Consider the following 20,891-nt stretch of genomic DNA (forward strand, 5'->3'; position numbering starts at 1 on the left):
CTCCTTTCGTAAAAGAAACACCGGAAATAGCATAATTCTTCATAAGCTCGGTCTGTTGTTTACCGTTTGAGACATACCTGAACCGTGCGATCCAATATGTGAATCACTTGGTTCCATTCCAGCAGCTCCAGCGGCTCATCCTGATGCTCATCTTTGCTCTCGAAATCGTGGACTAGATCTTGAATAAGTGCAGGCAAGTACCGGTAATCGATCTCGTCGATCTCTACAGGCAGCACCTCCAGCGAGGCAAGCTTTAAACCGTAATGATCAATCAGCCTTCCGTTCAGACGTCCGAAATCACGGTAGTAGCTCTCTTGCGCTATTTTTTTCCGCGGCTGCGGAAGCCATTTAATTAGCGGATAATAGACAGCTTCAAGCCATAATTGGTCAGAGATGAGGTGGTAGTAATAACCGAGATGAAAGGGATGGATGCGGTCACGAAAATATTTGGCCCCGAATGCTTCATAATCCGAATACATTAAACCTTGTGAATTAAGGCTGCCAAAATGAGATTTGGCCTTCGGCTCCTGCATATGCTTATGAACGTCAGGCGCGATTCCTCCAAGCCAAAACTGTGGATCGTCAATCTCCATCGCCTCGCCAAGCCTTGTCGTAATGCAGTAATGCATAATTCTAGAGCCCAAGCCTGCCCGCCTCCTTTGAACGCTGCCGATTTGGTTCAACGCATCTGACATATTGTATTCGCATTAAGCAGCATTGAAGTCCGAATAATTTAAGCTTTACTTAGGGCTGGAGCCTGAAGAAGAAGCTGTGGCAATGTTTTTCATCAGTACCGCTTCTTCCTTACGTGTATAATCGAACCGCTCATAAGCTTTAATCGCGATGTCATTGTCTGCTCCTGTCAGCACTTTGACATGCTTAACCCCCCTTGAGCGCAGCTCCTCCTCCATATACGCCATCAGCATGGAAGCAAGTCCTTGACCTCGTGCACTTGGTTCGACGAACATTTCTGTTAATTCACCACGGAGTTCCCTGTAACAAAATGATTCAAAATACTGTGCGCATGCGAACGCAGCCGGATGCTCATCCAACAGCGCAATAGCAACGAGCTCATTCGACCGAAGCAAGCTCTCGCGCACTTCTTCCTCCGAAATACGTACACCGTTAAACGCTTCATTCAACCGAACCAAGTCTGGTGCATCTGTAATATATGCTCTTCGTACCGATTTTTTGGGTGCTGCCATTATAGGTGCCTCCTTCTCAAGTTAATTCATCTCATATTTACATAGTACTTCAGGCGGTTCACCAATATCGCCTGAACGTTATTCTAAAGCGGACTGCTTAATAGCGAGTGCGCTTTCACTATGCCACATTCCGGACGGGTTTAGTGTATATATTCGCCACTAATGTGGCCAATCTCCTTCCAGCATCCTGAAATTACCAGGTAGGACACTCATCTCGCCCTACTATGCATCGATTCTCCTATTTCCTACCGAAATATACCCATAATTCCCATGATCTAATCAATAAGTCCTATTTCACATTTTTGTGCTTTTAATGGATATTCCGTACAATCGGTTCACATTCGGTTTATACTGTTTGTAGAAGAGATCTCTAATCGAATAGAAAGGAGCCACAACATGGCGAAAACGATTACGAAAGCGCCCCTATACTGGTCAATAATTTCGTACGACAGCTGGAATCTCTACCTTGCAGCCACCGCAGATGGACTATGCTTCGTCGGCTCCAACGGACATCCATTCAATGAGCTGTTGCAATGGGCCGCCGCCCGCATGCCTGGAAGCGAGCTTCTACGGGATGACAACAGACTCCAGCCTTATATAAATCAATTCTCTGAATATTTTGCAGGAAAGCGCCGAGATTTCACCTTCCCGCTCGACTGCTCCGGTACTCCGTTCCAGAGAGCGGTATGGGATGCATTATGCCGTATCCCTTACGGTCACACCGCATCGTACTCCGATATCGCAGTAAAGGTGAGCAGACCATCAGCCACTCGTGCGGTAGGCAGCGCAATCGGTGCAAACCCAGTATTAATTACGGTGCCCTGCCATCGCGTCATCGGCAAGAATGGGACGTTGACCGGCTACCGCGGGGGATTAACGATGAAACGCGTACTGCTTCAGCATGAGCAGAATGTGTCAGCTGCCGAAAGCATACACACAACTAGCCTGCTGGTTGCCGACCAATGACAAGAATCGCCTACGAATATACAAAGCCGAAGACGCTGCTCAATCGCGGAACCGGCTTTCTTGCCGGCTACTCTCATACCCTTAATCCATATACCGGCTGTACGTTCGGCTGCTCGTACTGCTACGTACGCCAAATGCCCGTATCATTGTTCCACGGCAATGAATGGGGCAGCTGGGTCAATATTAAACAACAATCCGCTGAGCTGCTGCGCCGGGAGCTGGTAAAAGCGAAGAGCAAAGGGCCAGTTACAATATTTATGTCGTCCAGTACAGACCCGTACCAGCCGATCGAGTATAAAGAACAAGTTACCCGCTCCTTGCTGGAAGCAATGGCGGAGGAGCGTCCGCAATTTCTGCTTGTTCAGACCCGAAGCCCGCTTGTTACCCGAGACATTGACCTTCTACTCCGATTCGGCAAACAGATACGCGTCAGCATCACAATCGAGACGGACCGCGAAGACATACGTAAAGTCTTTACCCCTAATGCTCCTCCGGTCTATGCTAGAGTTCAAGCTCTTAGGGAGCTCGCTGAAGCAGGTGTTCCCGTGCAGGCAGCCATCGCTCCTCTGCTTCCTTGTACCGAGCGGTTCGCCGAGCTGCTCAGACCGATCGTAAGCCGTATATGCATGGACGACTATTGGATGGGGGATGGCAGCGGAGGCAGACGTACACAAAGATTAGGTATTGCAGCGCTGTACAAGCAGCTTGGGCTTGAGGAGTGGTACGAGCCTGAAGCATACCGAGATGTATATCACCAATTTATGCGGCTATACGCTGAAGAGGAGCTGTATATTAGTCAAAGAGGTTTTGAGCCTTAACGGTTACTCTAGCAGGGATAACGAAACCGTAATCGGCACCAGCTTATAATCCTGCAGTTCCGCCCAACTGTCCTCACGATACGAGCAAGCAGACGGGGACTCTTCCGTGAGTGCTCTCTTAAACCGAAGAACCGCGTTCATATCGTTATCTGCCATGTGGTGAACGATTTGTTGATTCGTCCACCCGCCCTCTCGATACGGCGTCTGAAGCTGCTCGTTCGACAAGCCGGTAAGCAACAAAGGTAAATCGTTCACGATACCGGGTACTTGCCGGATATAATACAGCCTTGTATCAGAGGCAAGCTGTATGGATCGGTTCGAATCGCCCGATCGGATAACGCAGGGAATCCATCCTTCCTGCTCCCCCACCCATCGCATCAATTTAGGACATTCAGTCGTAATCTGAAACAGCCTATTCCATAATTATACAGACATTTATTGCAGCCGGGAACTAGTGTAGACATCATTTAAAGTGGAAATTACAAATGAATGCAGCGCAAATTAAATAAGCCCTTCATATAGGGAAGGGCTTATTTCTATTCCATGTTATATTCACACGATTACGATTCTGTCTTTGCGCTCTTTTGCAAATAGATTGAGGATAAAAAGCCAAGTCCCCCACCTTGGCCAACTGCTGCGAACGGGCCTAGTTGAGCCAGTGCCTCAATAATCATCGTGCTTGGCAGACTGCGGCATTGCTCTGTTATGTACCATTCATGTGTTGATCAGCGAATATAGCTGCGATCGAACCGATTCCACATCGTTCGTTCGGTCAGGTGATAAATTCCCGCCATTCCAAGCTTTCTCGGAACAATGAGATTACTCTCCTTGTTGTCGATAAAGACACTTCCATACGGTTCTACCTGCAAGCTCTCAAGCGCAATATCAAAGATTTGACGATGCTGCTTATTCGAGCCGACCTCCGCGGAAATTATAGTCGTATCAAAAATATGATCCAAACGATGAAGCGTATACAAATAATGCATTCGATCCTTCTTATTGTCCGTTATTATTCCAAGCATATAGCCTTGCTCCTTCAGCTCTCGGGCAAGTGCTAGCATATCCATGTTCATCGGCGTGCTATCGAACGATTCGATAAGATGGCGTTCCTCAAGCTTCCCATGCAGCATCGCTCCAAGCTCTTCCCAAATGTCCGCATGAGATTTGTTCCCCAGCTGAAGCTGATCATTAAAGGACCGATACGCCTTCATCACCTCATCGAACGGGAGCCCTGTCACCTTACTAAGGTAGCGGCATGTCGTCTTCGAGCCCGTCGCATCCAGCGTAAGCACGCCGTCAAAATCAAAAAAGATTGCTCTTACCTTTGTCATCTCATCTATTCCCCTGTCGTCATGCTGCGAGTTGTAATTGTACCCCTTATATTTGTTACACAGAAGTCGTTAAATACGAATCGCCTAAGCTTAATTTTGCAACATAAAACACTTGTCCCATATGCTCCGAATAATGTGCCGCGCATTGATGCAGCATATCGAGATTCGAACGCAGCTTGCCTCTTACATCCTGCAGCTCCTCCAGCGTCTCATCCGACACATCAGCCAGTACCTTAATAATAAGCTGCATATTCCGCTCAATTAGTTCAACCGCTTCTTCCTTCTTCATATTCGCTTGCTCCAGTAAGCTTCTTCTATCAATAACTAACCCTTCATGCAAAATACAATTTCTTACCCGGATCATAACGTTGTCTTCGATGTGCCGAAGAATCGATGGAATGCTCTGAACGGACGGGCTAGGCGTCCAATTCAGCTGCTCTTCACTAAGCTGATCAATTGCTTTCAGGAGCCTCCTACGAATTTCCTCGAACTTCTTCGTCAACCATTGGCGGTGAAATTCATATTTCATAGCATCGTCCTCCTATTATAGTGTTTTCTCACTCACCTAATGAAAGGAGCAAACTATCGCTTCCTTCTCTTAAATACGATAATAACTTCCCGCGATTGGCCTTGGTAGCTGCTCGTATCGAAGCAGGAGACAAGTTCCCAGCCCTCGAAGCCGTAATTGTTCAGCTCCTGCTCCAGCAGCTCCTCATTCACTTTACCGCCTAAAAATCCGCCTGTTTTTAGCTTGATCGTTTTGTATTCCCATTGCTCTATAGAACTTCGCTCCTAACCGACTCATGCTCATCGTTCTGTCATATATTCCGATACTCCCTAATCATACTCAATAATATAGTAACCAAGAGCATTGATAATCTTCGTACCGTTGCGCTAATGAATCCGCTGTCCTCTCAATGCTAATGTCCATGAAACACATACTTCGGTTGATAGCGGTCGATATAATCAACGAAGCATTGAAATCCCCGATGACATTCATCGACGCCATCGCCGCATGAAATGATGAGTTTGATGTCCTTTAACCGGGTCCTGTCAAAATGATCCCAAATATACTTAGATTCCTCGTCAGATACGATCAAGATTTGCAATAGACGCTGCATCGACGTTTCATCATTAATTGTATCAAAGCACCAATTCAACCGATCCATAACTTCAATTCCACCAACACTTGCTCCCATCTTGCTTTCATCTCTTCCCGAACCGCTGCATCTGCGAGATTTTCTTGATGGAAGCTAATCGTTGTCTTGTCGCTGCCGCTGGCAATCGTTCGAATTTGAAGCGTCGACGGCTTGCTCCAGCTCTTCGGCTGCCAGGTTAGACGAACGTTCTCAGCCTTGTTCACTACCCGAATCTCCCCGGTAATCCCATCGGCAGTTACGTACGTTTCGCCAGCCTGCAGTCCGGTTAAAGCTGTGCTGCCAAGCCATACCTTTATACCATGAGCAGAGGATATAAGCTGCCAAGCCGCCTCTAGCGGAAGCGGAAACGTTCTTCGCACACCTACTTGGAACCCGGCGGCTTTAGTTTGCCCGATCGGTTTAGTTTGCTTATCCACCTTCTTCCCTCCCCTAATCGTATCTCGTACATCGCATTTACGATTCTTCGCTTCGGATTACATTATTTCACGACCATGTACAACCCCGAACATGCCTTTCATTGCGTTGTGCGCTTGAAGACCGTATTTGTTATAAAACGTCTCTTGGCCATCGAATACACATAAACCGACAAACGCTTTACTTCATCTCCAAATAATCGCCCGACATCTCGAATGGCACCTCCGACTTCCCGTCTTGGACCAAACCGTTCAACTCGATCTGAGGATGGTCCCAATCGAGCGGTGCAGATGTACCGAACACTTCGAATATTGGAGCAGTAAACGTAAATATAAGGGCTCCTCCTGCCTTGAGATGATTCGGTCGAACTCCCGACTGCCCTTCCAGCTTGAAAGGATTCCCTTCCGATCCACTTGTCTTAATGATCGGATAGTACAAATACAAATTGACGTACTCCACATCCTGCAGCCCATTATTGCGAACTTCTACCGTGTAGGATCTGATACCGTCTTCCAATTGGGAATTAATCAATCTGATCTGAATATCTTCAGCGTTAAACTGAAGCTCGTGAGCGTTGAACTGAATTTCTGGCAGTGAGCATCCATTAACAATCAGCATGAACAACAAAATGACTGCCCCTATCCGCTTGCGGGTCATAGCTTACCCCCTTCGAATTGCATAATATCCAAAAGCTCGCTGCTGACAATGTCCTTATCGTTCCGTCCATGTCGTTCTTACGTAGCCTAATTTCATTCCGGCTGACTCCAAATTGCGATGGCTTTGAGAAGCAAAGGAGCATTGGCATACGACCAGTTTACAACTGAGCGAATAGGCGTCTGAAATTCTACGTGCTATAAGCTGCTGATGCAGCCCTCGCCTCCGAAACTCCGGTAAAGCTGGTGCGAACGTCAACTACTATACAATGCTACGGCGCCTCCAAAAGTTTGAATCTCGATTCCTTCCGGATTGCCGGGCCGATCATTCTATAAAAAAAGACGAGGTCTCTTCGACTTCGCCATCCTACTCTATATAATTAAGTATAATATACCATATTTTATGTAAGTCATAAACACCGAAAGCTACTTCATTTCGACTGACCATTCCACACAGCCCTCATTGTAATAGGTAACCTCTACATGATTCCTCACGATACCGCTTAGTCTTCCTTATAAAAGGGCATCAACCGGTCCGCTTCATTTAAATCGATCCGCATGATTTCGCCAATTTCATCCGGACTGACGATCTTCTCGCTGCCTCCAACGATTTCCGCTCTGAACGTAATAAATACGACAAACTCGTCTTGTTGCTCTACTTCTCAGCGAAAATTGCACGAAAGCAGCCTGGCTACGTTAGCGGATTACCTCCGAACTTTTCCCATAGAATCGGATATTTCTCAGGCAAATCGTCCTCATCCCAATCGATCTCGATATCTAAAGCTGCATATTCATAACCGCGAGCCTCTAATAGGTCCCAGAACTCGTTTTGTACATCTTCATTATATTCTAATGAACCCGTTCTAAGATACGTATAAGCATCCAAGGCCGCCGACAACACTTCCTCGCATTGAGGCATCAGCTCATCTTCCCAATTCACCTCTAGTATATATTCAGCAAGATATTGAGGATCAGCAAGCGCCTTCTCGAACTTACAGCTCAAATTTCTCGATCAAATCGTGCCGTCCCATGCGTTCCAGAACCTCGCGCTGCTTAGGGCCGATCACATCGAAATGAGGATAGTGCTCGCGCTGGTGAATATATTTCGGCTCCAATCCGTTCGACCTGCACCAATCCGACAGCCGATCCAGATCACTGCAGCCGACCTTGGTCACCGACCGGTTGCCGGGAAACCGTTCATCATACCAATAATGCGTCATTACGGCGATTTCGCCGTTACAAACCCGCCTCTTCCATTCCTGCAGCTCGCGCCGGTTAACACCAAATGCCATTGCCCGATCTCCTTCATTACATTATGATTCATACTGCCACGACGACGCATGCCACGAGATCGTTTGTTCGCGTTATTATACCACAGCTATCCAGTTCGATTAAAGACTAGGAACAGGAATAGGACGAAGGATGCGCTTATCTCCTATAACTGGTATACTAATTAGGATAATTGACGGCTTGGTGCCGCACATACAGAGGAGTTTTGGAATGGCAACTACATTTATGTCGCTTGGTGTCTCGGAAGAGCTGTCAAGCGTATTACAATCATACGGAATTACGAAGCCGACACCTGTGCAGGAGAAGGCTGTTCCGAGAGCACTTAAAGGCACAGACGTCATTGTGCAGGCTCAGACCGGGACGGGCAAAACGCTCGCGTTCGCGCTGCCGCTGCTCGCACGTATCGATACAGAGAAAAGCCAAACGCAAGCGCTTGTACTTACCCCGACGCGGGAGCTAGCTATTCAAATTACATCGGAGATGAAAAAGCTTGCTCCTGCCGCAGGCGCGACCGTACTCGCCGCATATGGCGGACAAGACGTCGAAGCGCAAATTCGCAAGCTCGCCAATCGGGAGCCGCATATTATCGTTGCGACGCCGGGACGGCTGCTCGATCATTTGCGCCGGGAGACCGTCTCTCTTGGCAAAATCCGAATGCTTGTGCTCGATGAAGCGGACCAAATGCTCCATATGGGCTTTTTGTCCGAGGTGGAATCGATCATCTCTCAGATGCCGAGACAGAACCGTCAGACGATGCTGTTCTCGGCCACGATGCCAGAGCCGATCCGTAAGCTCGGTACCGAGTATATGAACAATCCCGAGGATATTCGAATCCGTCCGGAACGGGTAACAGTCGATACGATTAAGCAGGTGGCGATCGAGACGACGGACCGCCGCAAAGAAGATACGCTTGTGGAGCTGATCGGCCGGTACCGCCCTTATCTGGCAGTCGTGTTCTGCCGGACGAAGATTCGTGCGAAGAAGCTGAACGAAGCGCTTCAAGAACGCGGCATCGACAGCGACGAGCTGCACGGCGATCTGTCGCAAGCAAAGCGCGAGCAAGTCATGAAGCGATTCCGCGAGGCTAAGCTTCAAGTGCTTGTCGCGACGGATGTCGCCGCCCGCGGACTTGACGTTGAAGGCGTAACGCACGTATTTAACTACGATATTCCGCAAGATTCGGAAACCTACATTCACCGGATCGGCCGTACAGGCCGCGCCGGCAATGAAGGCATGTCCGTCACGCTGACGACAGCGCGCGACAGCGGTGCCATGGCGCAGATCGAACGCGCGCTAGGCACAACGATTGAGCGCCGCGACGATTCGGCGGTTGCCCGCGGCGATGCGCCGATCCGCGTCAAAGCGGCTAGAGGCGGTGCGGATCGCGATGGCACCGCTAATTCGCGCAGCACAGCTGTCGCCCGCGGCGGGCGGAGCAGCGCGGCAGGCTCACGCGGCAGCGCTGGTTCGCGCGGCAGCCGAGACGGCGCGGCTAGCTCGCGCAATCAAGCGGGCGCCCGCAGCGGACGCGGCGGCGCGGCGGGCGCGCGCGGCGGCTGGAATCCCGACAGCGATTGGTCGCCAGCGGCAGCAACAAGCCGCGGCGGCTCACGCGCCGGCGGAGCAGCCGTACAGCGCGGAAGCGCCTCGCCATCCGGCAGCAAACGAGCAGCAGCCTCCGCTAATCCATGGGATGACGTGTCGCTGGCAGCGGCAGGTCGCAGCGGCGGCAAATCACGCGGCCCCAACAACCGCGGCTCACGCAGCAGTAGTTCGGCTAACGGCCGACGCGGAGGAGGACGAAGCGGAGGCCGTTCGAACGGCGGAGGACGCCGGGGACGCTGATCGTTATTCCTGTTAGCTAACTAACAATGCATGAATGATAACCACTACGACTCGCCGCCTGCCAGATGTCTATCGCTGGCCGGCGGCGATTTCCAGTTTGACGCAATAGAAGGAGTGTTACCGTTGTCTAATTCTCCAACAATCCATCCCGCTCTTCCAGCAGCCTATATTCAACAAACGCGAGAGCTGCTCGGTGACGAGGCGGACACTTTTCTAGCAAGCTATAATGCGCCTCGCGCATATGGATTGCGGCTTAACCCGCTCAAAATCAATACATCTGATATTCTCGAACAAGAGGAGCTTCTAGCTCTTCGTTCGGAATTCCGCTTAACTCCAATCCCGTGGTGCAGAACCGGCTACTATTACGATGAGGAGACTCGACCAGGCAAGCATCCTTATCATGCGGCAGGCTTGTATTATATTCAGGAGCCGTCGGCGATGTCGGCAGCAGAGGCGCTCGAGGCCCAGCCTGGCGAGACGATTCTCGATCTAGCGGCTGCACCCGGAGGTAAAACGACGCAAATCGCAGGTGCAATGCAAGGGGAAGGACTGCTGATCGCCAACGAAATTCACCCTGCCCGGGCCAAAATATTAAGCGAAAACGTTGAGCGCTGCGGTATCCGCAACGCTGTCGTCACCTGTGCAGCCCCCGATCAGCTGTCGGCACGCTTCCCAGCCATGTTCGACCGAATTATGCTCGATGCCCCCTGCTCCGGAGAGGGCATGTTCCGTAAAGACGCCGTCGCGATAGCCGAGTGGTCGCCCGAGCATGTACAGATGTGCGCGGATCGACAAGCGGACATACTAGAGCATGCCGCCATCATGCTGAAGCCAGGCGGACGGCTCGTCTACTCGACTTGCACGTTCAACCGTTCTGAGAACGAGGACGCAATAGCAGCCTTTATTCAGAAGCACCCCAACTTTACGGTGCTGCATATGGAACGGTTGTGGCCTCATCAATGCAAGGGTGAAGGGCATTTTGTAGCCGTATTGACCAAATCTTCGGAAGCCGAAGATGATATCGCAAGGCTAAGACCAGAAGCCGAATTGCGGCCGCGAAGACGGGGCAAACAATCGAAAGGCGGCAGCAAACCGAGCAACGCCGCCAGTGATATGGCCATATTTGATGCGTTTGCCAAGGAACATATCCCCCATCTGCTGTTAGGGCCTGGTGAGCCGATTCGATTTGGAGATGCTTTATACTGGCTGCCTCACAGCAAGGATGGCCAGTTTACCGCTGAGTCCCTCGAAGGATTAAAGGTTGTTCGCCCCGGACTCCAGCTTGGCGAGCTGAAAACGAAGCGAATCGAGCCTGCTCACTCGCTTGCGCTTGCGCTTCAGCCGAATGAAATCACAGCCGCAAAGGTTGTTTCCTATCGTGCTGAGTCGCCGGAAATTGCCGCATATCTTCGCGGTGAGACACTGCAGACCGACGACGGCTTAAGCGGCTGGACGATCGTAGCAGCAGACGGTTATCCGCTCGGATGGGCCAAAGCAAGCAGCGGCCAGCTCAAAAACCATTTGCCCAAAGGTCTCCGCAGGCTGACCTAGTTCCCGTCACAAAGAACAATGGAGTGTCTCCTTCGACACTCCATTGCTATAACACGGCGCTCGTCTCCCATCTCTAATTGCTATGCATTCTTTGTACAGGCCTACCCATTATTCCGTCCCTTCAAGATCCGTAACAACTGCCTCTTCCCGGTACATGACTTACAGCCGATAACGAATAAATCCGAAGCACCGGCCAATGACATATGCCCAAACTGTCGACGTACGGGATAAATGTCCAATCGAATAGAGTTAAAATTCATACTATACTGTATACCGATCAACGAGATATACGCACCCTGCACATTCTCCTTCTCGAAGAACGGAATTTCGATTCAGGGAGGAATATCGCATGTCCGGTGTATACGGCGGAGGTTTCACGACGGCAGGTGTCATCCTGGTACTGTTCATTCTGCTGGTCATTGTTACTCGCGGAATCTTGTACTAATCACTGAGCGATGCGAGACCTATACCAAAACAGCCAGGCAACTTGCTGCCTGGCTGTTTTTCCTGCATTTATTCGCCGTCTCCAAGCACATACTTCATCAAAGCATGCTTGACGCCATCCTCCGCATTCGAGCGCGTACTGACATCTGCGGCGTCTTTGACCTCTTGTGGTGAATTGTCCATCGCAATGCCTAACCCCGCATAGCGAAGCATCGAAATATCATTAAAGTAATTGCCAATCGCCATAATCCGCTCGCGGGCAATGCCACGCTTGATCGCAAATTGCTCCAGCGCATTTCCTTTGCTAGCGGAAGGGTGCTGAATATCGATAAAATATTCCCCGCTCCGAATAACCTGCAGCCCTCCATCCCATTCCCGCCAGTCCGCCTCCACCTTATCGAGCGTCTTCGGATCAGCGAACGCCGTCAGCTTCACAATCCCGCCTTGCAGCTTCGTGCCATGGTCCACCAGAATCGGTGTAATACCGAATTTCGCATATAAATCATAGCCTTCTTGATCGATCTCTTCAAAAATATACAAGTCGAACGCCGTATTCAGATCAAAGTGAACGCCGTTCTCCCGGCAGTACTTCACATATGGCTCCGCCTGCTCTTGAGCAAAGTCGAATTGATGTACAATTGTTCGAGCATCTGCATCGATCGTAGCTGCACCATTATGCGTAATAATAATCCCGCCCAGCTCCAGCTCCTCCAGCAAATGATAGGCCGCGTTCGGCCCGCGTCCTGTACAAAGCATAATTTGCGCACCGCTTATTCCAGCTGCACGCACCGCCTCGCGCGTTCCTTCCGTCAACTCATGATCGTCCGTCAGCAGCGTACCGTCTACATCCAATGCGATTAACTCATAGCGCAGCTCTTGCCGTGTTGTCATCGTAGCACCTCTATTTTTTCAACATACCGAAACCGTGCCTTTCTTCAATCACCAACGATTAAAGTGATTCTCTATTCACTTACCAGCACGATTAAGGCCTATCCTATCACACCACTCTACCACCGAGAAGACGCCATCTATCCGTTGCGATGTGCCCGCAGCAGCTCCAGCTCTTCCTCCGACAATTCCCGATACTCACCAATCGGAAGCGTCTCGTCAAGCACCAGCGGTCCCATCGAGATTCGCTTCAAGTAGACAACCTGCTTGCCGACTGCTTGAAACATCCGTTTAATCTGATGGAACTTCCCTTCATGTATCGTAATTGTAATCGAAGATTCGTAGCCTTCGCGGTTCGGCTTTACCTCGTCAACCGTTAGCTGTGCAGGCATCGTCACATAACCATCGTCCAGCTCTACTCCTTCAGAGAACCGTTCACGGTCGTGCAAGCTGACCGGCGTATCGCCCTGCACTCTCGCTACATAGGTTTTCGGCACATGCTTCCGCGGTGAGAGCAGCTCGTGCGCGAGCTGTCCATCGTTCGTAAGCAGCAGCAAGCCCTCTGTATCCTTATCAAGCCGTCCTACTGGAAATGGAGACAGCACCTGATCCTCCGGCGCCAGCAGATCAATAACGGTTCGGTCACGCGTGTCCTCTGTCGCAGATACGACGCCAGGCGGCTTATGCAGCATCAAGTAAATCACATTGCGGTAGACGACCGTCTCCCCGTTGATCACGACCTCTTGAACATCGGGCTGCACCTGCATCCCGCTGTCCTTCACGACGCGCCCATCGACGGTAACCATCCCTTGCTTCACTGCCTTCTTAATCTCACTCCGCGTACCGTAACCCATATTCGCAAGCAGCTTGTCCAGCCGCAGCCGCGAGGGAGCGGCTGTTTTATCCTTTTTTGCCATTTTACATCCATCTCCATCCGGCAGGCAGTTCATTCTTGAGCATGCCGTCCGAATATTTGCCCCAGCCAAGCGGAAAGCCATCCACGCAGACGAGCGTGTACCCTTTGCTATTCGCGCCCCCAGTTATCGTCAAGCTGTCGGCATCCAGTTGAACCGTTTCACCTTTCAAATATCGCATGATCGCTTCATCCGTCGGCGGTCCGCTCCACACTTGCTTCACTTCTTCCGCCTTCAGCCCCATCGCCAGCGGCTGAGACGGCTCGAATCGGTGAGGACCCGCATCGCCCAAATACCAGCCGGCACGCACGACGCGCAGTCCATCCAGCGGCGGAACCTGCTCCGGCTGCAAATAGACGCGGGAGCCATACGAAATAATTCTCCCTTGCCAGTGCTCTGCTCCGATCAAATACTCGGCAGCGAAGGTGCGCCATGACTCTTCAGGCGTCTTCGCATCTCGGGCAGCACTCGCACCAGCATGCGCCGATTTACCGCCTCGCCGACTGCCGGTTGGCCTGCCACCTCTATGGTCATACTCCTCCCGGCCGCGGCGCTCATGCTTTCCGCTTCGCCGCAGCGGTACCAGCTCTTCACGGTGCACACGCTCCTCGCCCGAACGCAGCGCTTCAGACCTTCGGTGCTTCAGACCGTGAATCTCCTGCCGTCCAGCTGTACGATTCTCCTGCACCAGTCCATTGCCCTCGTCCGTTGACGCCCCTACGTAAGCATCCTCCCTGCGCCGAAGAACGGCGGCAAAATGCCCTTCACCATCTAGCAAATGCGGCCACAGCCTCACCATTCCAGTACGGACAACACCTCTTCCGTCCGCCTGTCCAGATTCCTCCGCGCCAAATGCGCACCACTGCTGCTCGGACCAATCCGGCCTGCCTGGAGCAAATCCCGGCGCAAGCTGCACCGGCACCGGCTCAAGCTCCGGATACTCGGTGAGCAGTCTGGCGATCTGCGTCTCGTTCTCTGCTGGAGAGAAGGTGCAGGTCGAATAAACGAGCACTCCTCCTGGCGCGAGCATCGATACGGCATGCCGCAAAATGTCGCGCTGCATCGCCGAGCACCGCTCAACCGAATGCCGCTCCCATGAAGCGATCATCGAATCGTCCTTGCGAAACATCCCCTCTCCTGAGCAAGGTGCGTCGATTAAAATTCGGTCGAACCAGCCGGCGAACACTGGAGCTAGCGATGCCGGCTCCTCATTCAGCACGACCGCATTGCGCACGCCAGCCAGCTCAATGTTTTTCGCCAGCGCTTTCGTCCGTTCAGCCGCATTGTCGTTCGTTACAAGTACGCCCATGCCCTGCAGCTTGGCTGCAATTTGCGTTGATTTGCCGCCCGGCGCTGCGCACAAGTCCAGAACCCGGTGTCCCGGGCGAACGTCCAGCAGCTCGACCGGCGCCATTGCGCTAGGCTCCTGAATATAATACAAGCCCGCATGATAGTACGGATGCTTAGCTGGACGATCTTCCCCGTCATAATAGCTGCCTGTTTCGCACCATGCTACCTGCCGAAGCCGAAACGGAGAATGCTCGCGCCACTTTGCAGCATCAATCTTTAAGCTGTTCGAACGAAGACCATATAGCCTTGGCGCATCATAGGAAGCCATAAACGGTTCAAATTCGTCTCCAAGCCGCTCCTTCATTTCTTGTAAGAACAGCTCCGGCAATTGCTGCTTTATCATTTCGTAATCCTCCTGCTGGTCACCCCGACGCATTGCTTCGGTATGCCATCATAATGAAAACCGGGCTCACCTCGAGGCATGCCCGGTCTTCATCTATTTCCTGCAGCTACTCCGTAGGCTGATTGCCGCGTTTCGCTTTCATAATTGCAAGCTCAATCTCTTCGGACAGCTGCTTCAAGCCGAATACGTCTTCCTGCTCCCACAGCTCATTGAACTTCAACTGGAACTGCGCCGCCTCGCGGAAGCGATGGAAAAAATAAAGATGCTGAATACTTGTCAGCACACGTGACACGATGTTCGACTTCTCCTCGAAGCCGCGCTGCGCATCGAGAATTTCCTGACGGATGCTGGACATCTCCGCATCGAGCAGCGATGCAGCCTCCGCCGCCTTCTTCAGCCGATCCCTTACATCCTCCGGCAAGCTCTCTTTATATTTATAGTTCAGTGAATGCTCGATCGTCGCCCAGAAATTCATCGCTAACGTCCGAATCTGAATTTCTGCCAGCACCTTCTTCAAGCCGAGCGCCGTCTGAACAGGATACTCCACGATCATATGATAGCTTCGGTAGCCGCTGTCCTTATAATTCGTTATATAGTCCTTCTCATATACAAGCGTCAAATCATGACGAGAACGAATCAATCCGGCCACTCGGTGAATATCATCGACGAATTGGCACATAATCCGAATGCCTGCAATATCCTCGATGCCGCTCTCTAGTTGATCCGGCGGCACAGATAAACGCTTTGCCTTCTCCATGATGCTGGATATTTTTTTGACTCTGCCTGTAACGAATTCAATTGGCGCATAAGCCTCGCGCATCTTCAGTTCCGTTCGCATCGTCTTAAACTTGACTTTCAATTCTTCAACGGTTTGTTCATACGGTTGCAAAAAAAGAGTCCAATCTCTTCCGTCCATCCGGCCGCCTCCTGATTCGATTAGTGATGACTGGAGCCTACCGCTTCCATTATGTTGCGGAAGCCGTCCCGTCTAAGCCGCTCCTTCAGCCCTTCGGTCAGCTCGCGGAACACATCCGGTCCTTTATAAATGAGCGCCGTATATATTTCGACCAAACTCGCCCCCGCGCGAATTTTATCGTATGCATCATCTGCCGTAAAGATGCCACCCGAACCAATAATCGGCAGCTTGCCGCCCGTTATGCGGTATACGGCAGAGATAACCTCAGTCGAACGGTCACGCAGCGGCTTACCACTCAACCCGCCCGTCTCGCTCTTGTTCGGATGCGTCAGTCCTTCACGCGAAATCGTTGTGTTCGTCGCAATAATACCGGATACACCACTGCTCGCAATCGTCTCCACCGTATACTCGAGCTGCTCATCCGTCATGTCAGGTGCGATCTTAACGAGTACAGGCTTCACCGCTTTGGCCCGCTTCGCTGCCTGCGTATCCATCTCTTCCCGAACAGTCGAGAGCAGGAGGCGAAGCTCATCGCCGTGCTGCAGCGCCCGCAGGTCCGGTGTATTAGGCGAGCTGATATTGACGACGAAGAAGTCACCGTGGTCATACAGCTTCTGAATACATAAGCGGTAATCCTCATGTGCCAGCTCATTCGGAGTCGTCTTGTTCTTACCAATATTGACCGCAAGCGGCATCCTGCGGTTGCGGCGGCGCGACAGCTTGTCCACCATCGCATCCGCACCTTCATTATTAAAGCCCATCCGGTTAATGAGTGCTTCGTCGGCAGGAAGCCGGAACAGCCGCGGAAGCTCGTTGCCCGCCTGTCCTTTCGGCGTTACCGTCCCGACCTCCATAAACGCCAAGCCAACGTTCGAGAAGCCGTCCGTCGCCGCGCCGTTCTTGTCTAGTCCAGCTGCCAATCCTACTGGATGCTCAAAGCTAAGGCCGAACAGGCTGACTGCTAGCTCAGGCGACGGCTTAACGCCGTACATCGAGCGAAGCATGGACAGCGCTCCTGGAATTCGAGGCGCAGCAGCAAGCCCGTCGATCGTCAAATGATGCGCTCGCTCGGCATCAAGCGAGAACATAATTGGCTTGAAAATTTTGGTATAAAGCAATGGTGTTCACTCCGTTCAATTTATCTACAGGTCGCTTATTCTCTATCGTTCAGTTTATCTGTTTCTGAAACAAAAGAAAAGAGCCGCGCACAAGCTTACGGCTCACCAACAGGTCTGATAGTCTTGCAGACGGACAAGTAAACGATTACAATATTAATAATCGTCTATTCATTTATTGTCGGAAAGAAGGGTGATGGGCATGAGCGCACCGAAACGGAAAGCGCCAGCGATAAAGGCTAAGCCGGTCGAGACGGTGAACAAGAAGCTTCTGATCTGGCTAAGCTCTATTGTAGGCGTCATAATTATCGGTATGGCACTTTTACTCATTCTGAACAACGCCTAACAGGCGGCTCAGTCCAGCCATGTGTACGTCTTATGGGGGTTTGTCTCGTCCTGCTTCGGAACCAGTCGGAAACGGCTGTCGGGTACCGATACAGTGTCGGGCAAGCCCCCTTGTTGTATCGTCACCTTTGTACCGAGTGGAACAAGATCGTACAGCTCCTCAATGTCCTCGCGATTCATCCGGATACAGCCGTGCGAATCGTCCTTGCCAACTGACAACGGTTCGTCGGTTCCATGGATGGCGTATAAAGTATCCGACAATGTCATCCCTCTGCTCCCGAAAGGACCGTTATCACTGCCGTTCGGATTTTTAACTTTCTCACTAATATAATAAGTACCTCTCGGTGTCCTTTCCCCACCTAGTCCAACTTTATAAGAGCGCACAAGGACATCCCCGCTTAATACCGCTAGCCGGTGCTTTGACGTATCGACAATAATGCGCAGCGGCTCATCCGGTAAGCCCGAAGCGGCTACGGTGCTTGTCCCATTCGATGCCCGCTTCGCGCCGCCATCTGCCCCCTTACCTGACTTATTGCTATTGGCCGCTGCATCCTGCAGCTGAGCGAGCAGCTGCCCGAACATCGCTTGCATTAACGTTGTATCTCCAGATAACGTATTATTCGGGTAAGGCTTCACAAGCTCTTCCATTGACGCCGGCCACATCTCCGTACGGTTATAATAATGCTGAATAGCGCTCGACAATGTCCACCGCTGTTCTTGCTCCTGGCTCCACTGTTCATAAGCTTCGTACGACTTCGAGGCATCAGCAGGTGTACAAGCGCACAGCCTTGACTCGTACCAATTCATCTCCATATGGCCGCCTTGCTCCGTCTGACGTACCGCAAACAACAGCTCGGTAGTGCCATTCCAATTGCGCCAGCCTTCAATGGACCCTAGCTTTGCTGCAATGCCGAGCGCTGACCGCTTCTCGCCCGCGGTCAGTTTAACCATCGCTGCTCCGAGATCCGATGCAGCTGTTGAATCGACGTATACGACGCCGACCGCGGCCGCATCTAGCGGCCTTGAATGGCTGGGCAGCGCCTCTTCTTTCTTCTCCTGTCTGAACGGCAGAAGCAAGGTAATCAGCAGCAGCACAGCTGCCAAGGCGCTCCAGCGCAGCAGCAGTCTTCGCTTGCGTGCGCGGCGCAGCCATTCCATCGCATGCTCCGCTTGAGCTCGTACCTGCTCCTGCGCTTCCGACAACGGGTCAAGCCGTTGTTCGAACGCGGCGAAGATGTCTCCTGCCTGAATAAAACAATAATTCGCTTTCGCTGGCTTTCCCTGCTCTTCGTAATATTTGCCCAACAAGTACCAGCCCATTTGATTGTCAGGGTGCCGCTTCACATATTGCTTCAAATGTTCCGAATGCTGAATTGGCTCCATGGTCGAACATTCCTCCTTTCGAGAGCGCTCTCATCTCTACCTGTTATATCGGCGGATTGATACTTTTCTATAATTCAGATTGAATCGCATAATTAGGAAGAGGTATATCCATATCGTACGACACGAAAAAAGCCTTGTCCCTATCGGACAAGGCTGTTGTTCACATATAAAAGATTAGGCGTTGAACGGAGTATCCGCGATCTTGATGGAATCCGTCGGGCAGCCGTCGGCTGCATCCTGCAGATCATCATACAGCTCCTCCGGAATCGCCTTCGTTCCCGTGTTACCGTCGCCGTCATAGATCGTCTCCGCAAGGCCTTCATCGTCATAATCGTAAATATCAGGAGCCGTTGCTCCGCAGGCGCCGCAAGCGATGCATGTATCTTTATCGACCCAAGTAAATTTACCCATCGTGAACCCTCCTCATTTATTGCATAAGCTGGCATCATTATATTCGTAATAATGCGGATCAGGTAGCTTGTACTTCGAAAAACCTTCAATCATCACTATATAACATATGCTCGTCTGTTTGCAAGGATGTCCCCCGAATTCGCTTATTGCGAATTAATGCGGAAGGATCATCCCCCAGCATACCGGCTGTCAGCACCGCCCCTTCTCCGAACTTGTCGCGCAAGGCGTCCATCGCTTTAGTCAACGCTTCCTTCTTCGGCTGTTCCTCATAATCAAACAGATCGAGTTGAACAGCCGTATCTTCGCGCGGCGTAAGCTGTGACAGCGTAACACCAAGCAGCCTTATCGGCTCGCCTTCCGTCCAGTTTGCATCAAACAGCTTGCACGCTTCCTTATAAAAGATGTCCGCCGATTCCGCTGGTACGTCCAGCGTTGCTGAGCGCTGTATCGTCGTCATGTCCGGACGCCGAATCGTAACCTGCACGACCTTCGCCATCAGCTTCTGCCGACGCAGTCGACGCCCTGTCTGGTCCGCTAGATTAAGAAGCACACGGTGCGCGTCTGCCCGTTTCGTCAGGTCGGCTGGAAGCGTCGTTGTATGGCCAATAGATTTATTTTTCTCGCGCCCCTCTTTGACCGGCGAATCATCTTGACCATGAGCCGCCGCCTTCATCCAAGCGCCGTATACCCCGAATTGACGTGCAAGCAGCGCTTCATCCGCCGCCGCCAATTCGCCGATTGTCGTAATATTGAGCTTACGCAGCTTCTCTGCTGTTTTACGCCCGATACCGAACAACGTATCGCAAGGCTTGTCCCACAGCAGCCGTGGAACATCGCGTATGCGCAATACCGTAATCCCATTCGGCTTGCGCATATCAGACGCCATCTTCGCAAGCAGCTTGTTCGGCGCAATTCCGATTGAGCACGGCAGCGACCATTCCGTTCGGATTCTATCCTGGATCGTTCTTGCAATATCAAGCGGAGAGCCAAACTGCTTCGAGCCTGTTATGTCTAAATAACACTCGTCAATCGACGTTACTTCAACGAGTGGGGTATACTGCATCGCGATACTTATAAATCCACGTGAATAGCGCCGATACAAATCAAAGTCCGGTCGGATTAGCATGAGCTCCGGACATACTCTCGTCGCTTGCCGGACCGTCATTCCCGTCCTTACCCCCCGTGCTCTTGCCGTGTATGAGCAAGTAACGACGACCCCTTTGCGAAGCTCGACGCTGCCGGCAACCGCTGTTGGCTTGTCCCGGTACAGATGCGGCTCTTCCGCCTCATGCACCGAGCAATAGAATGCATTCATATCCAAATGAAGAATGACGCGTCCTTTGGCTGGATAATATCGCTCATTCCCCTCCATGTCTTCTAGGAACCCCCTTCCCCTTCTGATTCGCCCTGCTACAGCCTGATTACCAACAGCATACAATTGAATTCAAGCATCGGCAATGCGAACCTGTACAAAAAAAATAACGCTTCCCCTCTACATTCGTTATTACAAATGGTATAATCGAATTTATGACCTGCCTACGGTAATTGA

The 20,891-nt window shown here is 51.5% G+C and carries 25 protein-coding genes; 6 read left to right on the plus strand and 19 right to left on the minus strand.

Going from position 1 to position 20,891, the window contains the following annotated elements; translation table 11 throughout:
• Positions 1 to 59: 59 nt before the first annotated feature.
• Both PXY01_RS04375 and PXY01_RS04380 read right to left on the minus strand, forming a co-directional pair.
• A complete protein-coding gene (locus PXY01_RS04375; protein ID WP_127567683.1) occupies positions 60 to 644 on the minus strand; it encodes a hypothetical protein in 585 nt (194 codons plus the stop codon).
• A gap of 96 nt (positions 645 to 740) precedes the next feature.
• A complete protein-coding gene (locus tag PXY01_RS04380; protein ID WP_127567685.1) occupies positions 741 to 1,205 on the minus strand; it encodes a GNAT family N-acetyltransferase in 465 nt (154 codons plus the stop codon).
• Positions 1,206 to 1,601: 396 nt separating this feature from the next.
• On the opposite strand from PXY01_RS04380, the gene PXY01_RS04385 reads away from it, so the two are divergent.
• Both PXY01_RS04385 and PXY01_RS04390 read left to right on the plus strand, forming a co-directional pair.
• On the plus strand, positions 1,602 to 2,171 hold the full coding sequence (locus tag PXY01_RS04385; RefSeq protein WP_127567687.1) for a methylated-DNA--[protein]-cysteine S-methyltransferase: 570 nt from the start codon (positions 1,602 to 1,604) through the stop codon (positions 2,169 to 2,171).
• Entirely contained in the window at positions 2,168 to 2,989 is an 822-nt protein-coding gene (locus PXY01_RS04390; protein ID WP_127567689.1) for an SPL family radical SAM protein, read from the plus strand. The genes PXY01_RS04385 and PXY01_RS04390 overlap by 4 nt, the downstream gene beginning before the upstream one ends.
• A gap of 3 nt (positions 2,990 to 2,992) precedes the next feature.
• Here the strand turns inward: PXY01_RS04390 and PXY01_RS04395 are convergent, their stop codons facing one another.
• From PXY01_RS04395 to PXY01_RS04445, 9 genes are all read right to left on the minus strand, one after another.
• Positions 2,993 to 3,367 carry a DinB family protein gene (locus tag PXY01_RS04395; protein WP_373864276.1) on the minus strand — a complete coding sequence of 125 codons (375 nt, stop codon included), beginning with the start codon at positions 3,365 to 3,367 and terminating at the stop codon, positions 2,993 to 2,995.
• Between the two features lie 347 nt (positions 3,368 to 3,714).
• Positions 3,715 to 4,320, minus strand: a complete 606-nt coding sequence (locus PXY01_RS04405; RefSeq protein ID WP_127567693.1) for an HAD hydrolase-like protein — start codon at positions 4,318 to 4,320, stop codon at positions 3,715 to 3,717.
• Positions 4,321 to 4,375: 55 nt separating this feature from the next.
• Positions 4,376 to 4,849: a DinB family protein gene (locus tag PXY01_RS04410; protein WP_127567695.1), complete on the minus strand. Its 474-nt coding sequence runs from the start codon at positions 4,847 to 4,849 to the stop codon at positions 4,376 to 4,378.
• Positions 4,850 to 4,902: 53 nt separating this feature from the next.
• Positions 4,903 to 5,100: a DUF4177 domain-containing protein gene (locus tag PXY01_RS04415; protein WP_127567697.1), complete on the minus strand. Its 198-nt coding sequence runs from the start codon at positions 5,098 to 5,100 to the stop codon at positions 4,903 to 4,905.
• Between the two features lie 140 nt (positions 5,101 to 5,240).
• A complete protein-coding gene (locus tag PXY01_RS04420) occupies positions 5,241 to 5,489 on the minus strand; it encodes a hypothetical protein (RefSeq protein WP_127567699.1) in 249 nt (82 codons plus the stop codon).
• Complete coding sequence (locus PXY01_RS04425; RefSeq protein WP_127567701.1) at positions 5,477 to 5,896, minus strand: SRPBCC domain-containing protein; 420 nt, start codon at positions 5,894 to 5,896, stop codon at positions 5,477 to 5,479. Before PXY01_RS04425 ends, PXY01_RS04420 begins: the two co-directional genes overlap by 13 nt.
• Before the next feature lie 178 nt (positions 5,897 to 6,074).
• On the minus strand, positions 6,075 to 6,551 hold the full coding sequence (locus PXY01_RS04430) for a hypothetical protein (RefSeq protein ID WP_127567703.1): 477 nt from the start codon (positions 6,549 to 6,551) through the stop codon (positions 6,075 to 6,077).
• Positions 6,552 to 7,238: 687 nt separating this feature from the next.
• Entirely contained in the window at positions 7,239 to 7,550 is a 312-nt protein-coding gene (locus PXY01_RS22715; RefSeq protein WP_246027794.1) for a DUF4240 domain-containing protein, read from the minus strand.
• Positions 7,540 to 7,839: a hypothetical protein gene (locus PXY01_RS04445; RefSeq protein WP_127567705.1), complete on the minus strand. Its 300-nt coding sequence runs from the start codon at positions 7,837 to 7,839 to the stop codon at positions 7,540 to 7,542. The genes PXY01_RS22715 and PXY01_RS04445 overlap by 11 nt, the downstream gene beginning before the upstream one ends.
• Before the next feature lie 208 nt (positions 7,840 to 8,047).
• Between PXY01_RS04445 and PXY01_RS04450 the strand changes: the two genes are divergently transcribed.
• The 3 genes from PXY01_RS04450 (at position 8,048) to PXY01_RS04460 (ending at position 11,678) form a co-directional block, all read left to right on the plus strand.
• On the plus strand, positions 8,048 to 9,682 hold the full coding sequence (locus PXY01_RS04450) for a DEAD/DEAH box helicase (RefSeq protein WP_127567707.1): 1,635 nt from the start codon (positions 8,048 to 8,050) through the stop codon (positions 9,680 to 9,682).
• A 123-nt stretch (positions 9,683 to 9,805) separates the two neighbouring features.
• Entirely contained in the window at positions 9,806 to 11,233 is a 1,428-nt protein-coding gene (locus PXY01_RS04455; protein ID WP_246027795.1) for an RsmF rRNA methyltransferase first C-terminal domain-containing protein, read from the plus strand.
• Between the two features lie 349 nt (positions 11,234 to 11,582).
• On the plus strand, positions 11,583 to 11,678 hold the full coding sequence (locus PXY01_RS04460) for a dihydroorotate dehydrogenase (RefSeq protein ID WP_127567711.1): 96 nt from the start codon (positions 11,583 to 11,585) through the stop codon (positions 11,676 to 11,678).
• A 68-nt stretch (positions 11,679 to 11,746) separates the two neighbouring features.
• Here PXY01_RS04460 and PXY01_RS04465 read toward each other — a convergent pair whose 3' ends face one another.
• The 5 genes from PXY01_RS04465 to PXY01_RS04485 all read right to left on the minus strand — a co-directional run bounded on the left by PXY01_RS04465 (position 11,747) and on the right by PXY01_RS04485 (position 17,206).
• On the minus strand, positions 11,747 to 12,568 hold the full coding sequence (locus PXY01_RS04465; RefSeq protein ID WP_174721797.1) for a Cof-type HAD-IIB family hydrolase: 822 nt from the start codon (positions 12,566 to 12,568) through the stop codon (positions 11,747 to 11,749).
• A 137-nt stretch (positions 12,569 to 12,705) separates the two neighbouring features.
• A complete protein-coding gene (locus PXY01_RS04470; protein WP_127567713.1) occupies positions 12,706 to 13,482 on the minus strand; it encodes a pseudouridine synthase in 777 nt (258 codons plus the stop codon).
• Between the two features lies 1 nt (position 13,483).
• Positions 13,484 to 15,172, minus strand: a complete 1,689-nt coding sequence (locus tag PXY01_RS04475; protein ID WP_127567715.1) for an RsmB/NOP family class I SAM-dependent RNA methyltransferase — start codon at positions 15,170 to 15,172, stop codon at positions 13,484 to 13,486.
• Between the two features lie 106 nt (positions 15,173 to 15,278).
• On the minus strand, positions 15,279 to 16,088 hold the full coding sequence (gene yjbM / locus PXY01_RS04480) for a GTP diphosphokinase (RefSeq protein ID WP_127567717.1): 810 nt from the start codon (positions 16,086 to 16,088) through the stop codon (positions 15,279 to 15,281).
• Between the two features lie 20 nt (positions 16,089 to 16,108).
• A complete protein-coding gene (locus tag PXY01_RS04485; protein ID WP_127567719.1) occupies positions 16,109 to 17,206 on the minus strand; it encodes a quinone-dependent dihydroorotate dehydrogenase in 1,098 nt (365 codons plus the stop codon).
• 199 nt (positions 17,207 to 17,405) lie between these two features.
• Here PXY01_RS04485 and PXY01_RS22270 point away from each other — a divergent pair, with 199 nt between their 5' ends.
• Positions 17,406 to 17,549, plus strand: coding sequence for a hypothetical protein (locus PXY01_RS22270; protein ID WP_164744302.1), 144 nt, complete (start codon positions 17,406 to 17,408; stop codon positions 17,547 to 17,549).
• 8 nt (positions 17,550 to 17,557) lie between these two features.
• Here the strand turns inward: PXY01_RS22270 and PXY01_RS04490 are convergent, their stop codons facing one another.
• The 3 genes from PXY01_RS04490 to PXY01_RS04500 all read right to left on the minus strand — a co-directional run bounded on the left by PXY01_RS04490 (position 17,558) and on the right by PXY01_RS04500 (position 20,714).
• On the minus strand, positions 17,558 to 18,931 hold the full coding sequence (locus PXY01_RS04490; RefSeq protein ID WP_127567721.1) for a L,D-transpeptidase family protein: 1,374 nt from the start codon (positions 18,929 to 18,931) through the stop codon (positions 17,558 to 17,560).
• 174 nt (positions 18,932 to 19,105) lie between these two features.
• The gene (locus PXY01_RS04495) at positions 19,106 to 19,342 is read right to left on the minus strand and encodes a ferredoxin (RefSeq protein WP_127567723.1); all 237 of its coding nucleotides are present in this window, start codon (positions 19,340 to 19,342) and stop codon (positions 19,106 to 19,108) included.
• Positions 19,343 to 19,427: 85 nt separating this feature from the next.
• Positions 19,428 to 20,714 (minus strand): DNA polymerase IV, encoded by a 1,287-nt coding sequence (locus PXY01_RS04500; RefSeq protein WP_127567725.1) that lies wholly within the window; start codon positions 20,712 to 20,714, stop codon positions 19,428 to 19,430.
• Positions 20,715 to 20,891: the final 177 nt, after the last annotated feature.

This window comes from Paenibacillus xylaniclasticus (genome assembly GCF_004001065.1).
Taxonomy (GTDB): Bacteria; Bacillota; Bacilli; order Paenibacillales; family Paenibacillaceae; genus Paenibacillus_T; species Paenibacillus_T xylaniclasticus.

Excerpts from the sequence above, each read along its gene's own strand:
- PXY01_RS04430 (WP_127567703.1), bottom strand. The coding sequence starts at position 6,551 with ATGACCCGCAAGCGGATAGGGGCAGTCATTTTGTTGTTCATGCTGATT.
- PXY01_RS04500 (WP_127567725.1), bottom strand. The coding sequence starts at position 20,714 with ATGGAGGGGAATGAGCGATATTATCCAGCCAAAGGACGCGTCATTCTT.
- PXY01_RS04490 (WP_127567721.1), bottom strand. The coding sequence starts at position 18,931 with ATGGAGCCAATTCAGCATTCGGAACATTTGAAGCAATATGTGAAGCGG.
- PXY01_RS04450 (WP_127567707.1), top strand. The coding sequence starts at position 8,048 with ATGGCAACTACATTTATGTCGCTTGGTGTCTCGGAAGAGCTGTCAAGC.
- PXY01_RS04445 (WP_127567705.1), bottom strand. The coding sequence starts at position 7,839 with ATGGCATTTGGTGTTAACCGGCGCGAGCTGCAGGAATGGAAGAGGCGG.
- PXY01_RS04385 (WP_127567687.1), top strand. The coding sequence starts at position 1,602 with ATGGCGAAAACGATTACGAAAGCGCCCCTATACTGGTCAATAATTTCG.
- PXY01_RS04395 (WP_373864276.1), bottom strand. The coding sequence starts at position 3,367 with ATGCGATGGGTGGGGGAGCAGGAAGGATGGATTCCCTGCGTTATCCGA.
- PXY01_RS04405 (WP_127567693.1), bottom strand. The coding sequence starts at position 4,320 with ATGACAAAGGTAAGAGCAATCTTTTTTGATTTTGACGGCGTGCTTACG.
- PXY01_RS04460 (WP_127567711.1), top strand. The coding sequence starts at position 11,583 with ATGTCCGGTGTATACGGCGGAGGTTTCACGACGGCAGGTGTCATCCTG.
- PXY01_RS04470 (WP_127567713.1), bottom strand. The coding sequence starts at position 13,482 with ATGGCAAAAAAGGATAAAACAGCCGCTCCCTCGCGGCTGCGGCTGGAC.
- PXY01_RS04495 (WP_127567723.1), bottom strand. The coding sequence starts at position 19,342 with ATGGGTAAATTTACTTGGGTCGATAAAGATACATGCATCGCTTGCGGC.
- PXY01_RS04475 (WP_127567715.1), bottom strand. The coding sequence starts at position 15,172 with ATGATAAAGCAGCAATTGCCGGAGCTGTTCTTACAAGAAATGAAGGAG.
- yjbM (WP_127567717.1), bottom strand. The coding sequence starts at position 16,088 with ATGGACGGAAGAGATTGGACTCTTTTTTTGCAACCGTATGAACAAACC.
- PXY01_RS04420 (WP_127567699.1), bottom strand. The coding sequence starts at position 5,489 with ATGGATCGGTTGAATTGGTGCTTTGATACAATTAATGATGAAACGTCG.
- PXY01_RS04410 (WP_127567695.1), bottom strand. The coding sequence starts at position 4,849 with ATGAAATATGAATTTCACCGCCAATGGTTGACGAAGAAGTTCGAGGAA.
- PXY01_RS04380 (WP_127567685.1), bottom strand. The coding sequence starts at position 1,205 with ATGGCAGCACCCAAAAAATCGGTACGAAGAGCATATATTACAGATGCA.
- PXY01_RS22270 (WP_164744302.1), top strand. The coding sequence starts at position 17,406 with ATGAGCGCACCGAAACGGAAAGCGCCAGCGATAAAGGCTAAGCCGGTC.
- PXY01_RS04465 (WP_174721797.1), bottom strand. The coding sequence starts at position 12,568 with ATGACAACACGGCAAGAGCTGCGCTATGAGTTAATCGCATTGGATGTA.
- PXY01_RS04390 (WP_127567689.1), top strand. The coding sequence starts at position 2,168 with ATGACAAGAATCGCCTACGAATATACAAAGCCGAAGACGCTGCTCAAT.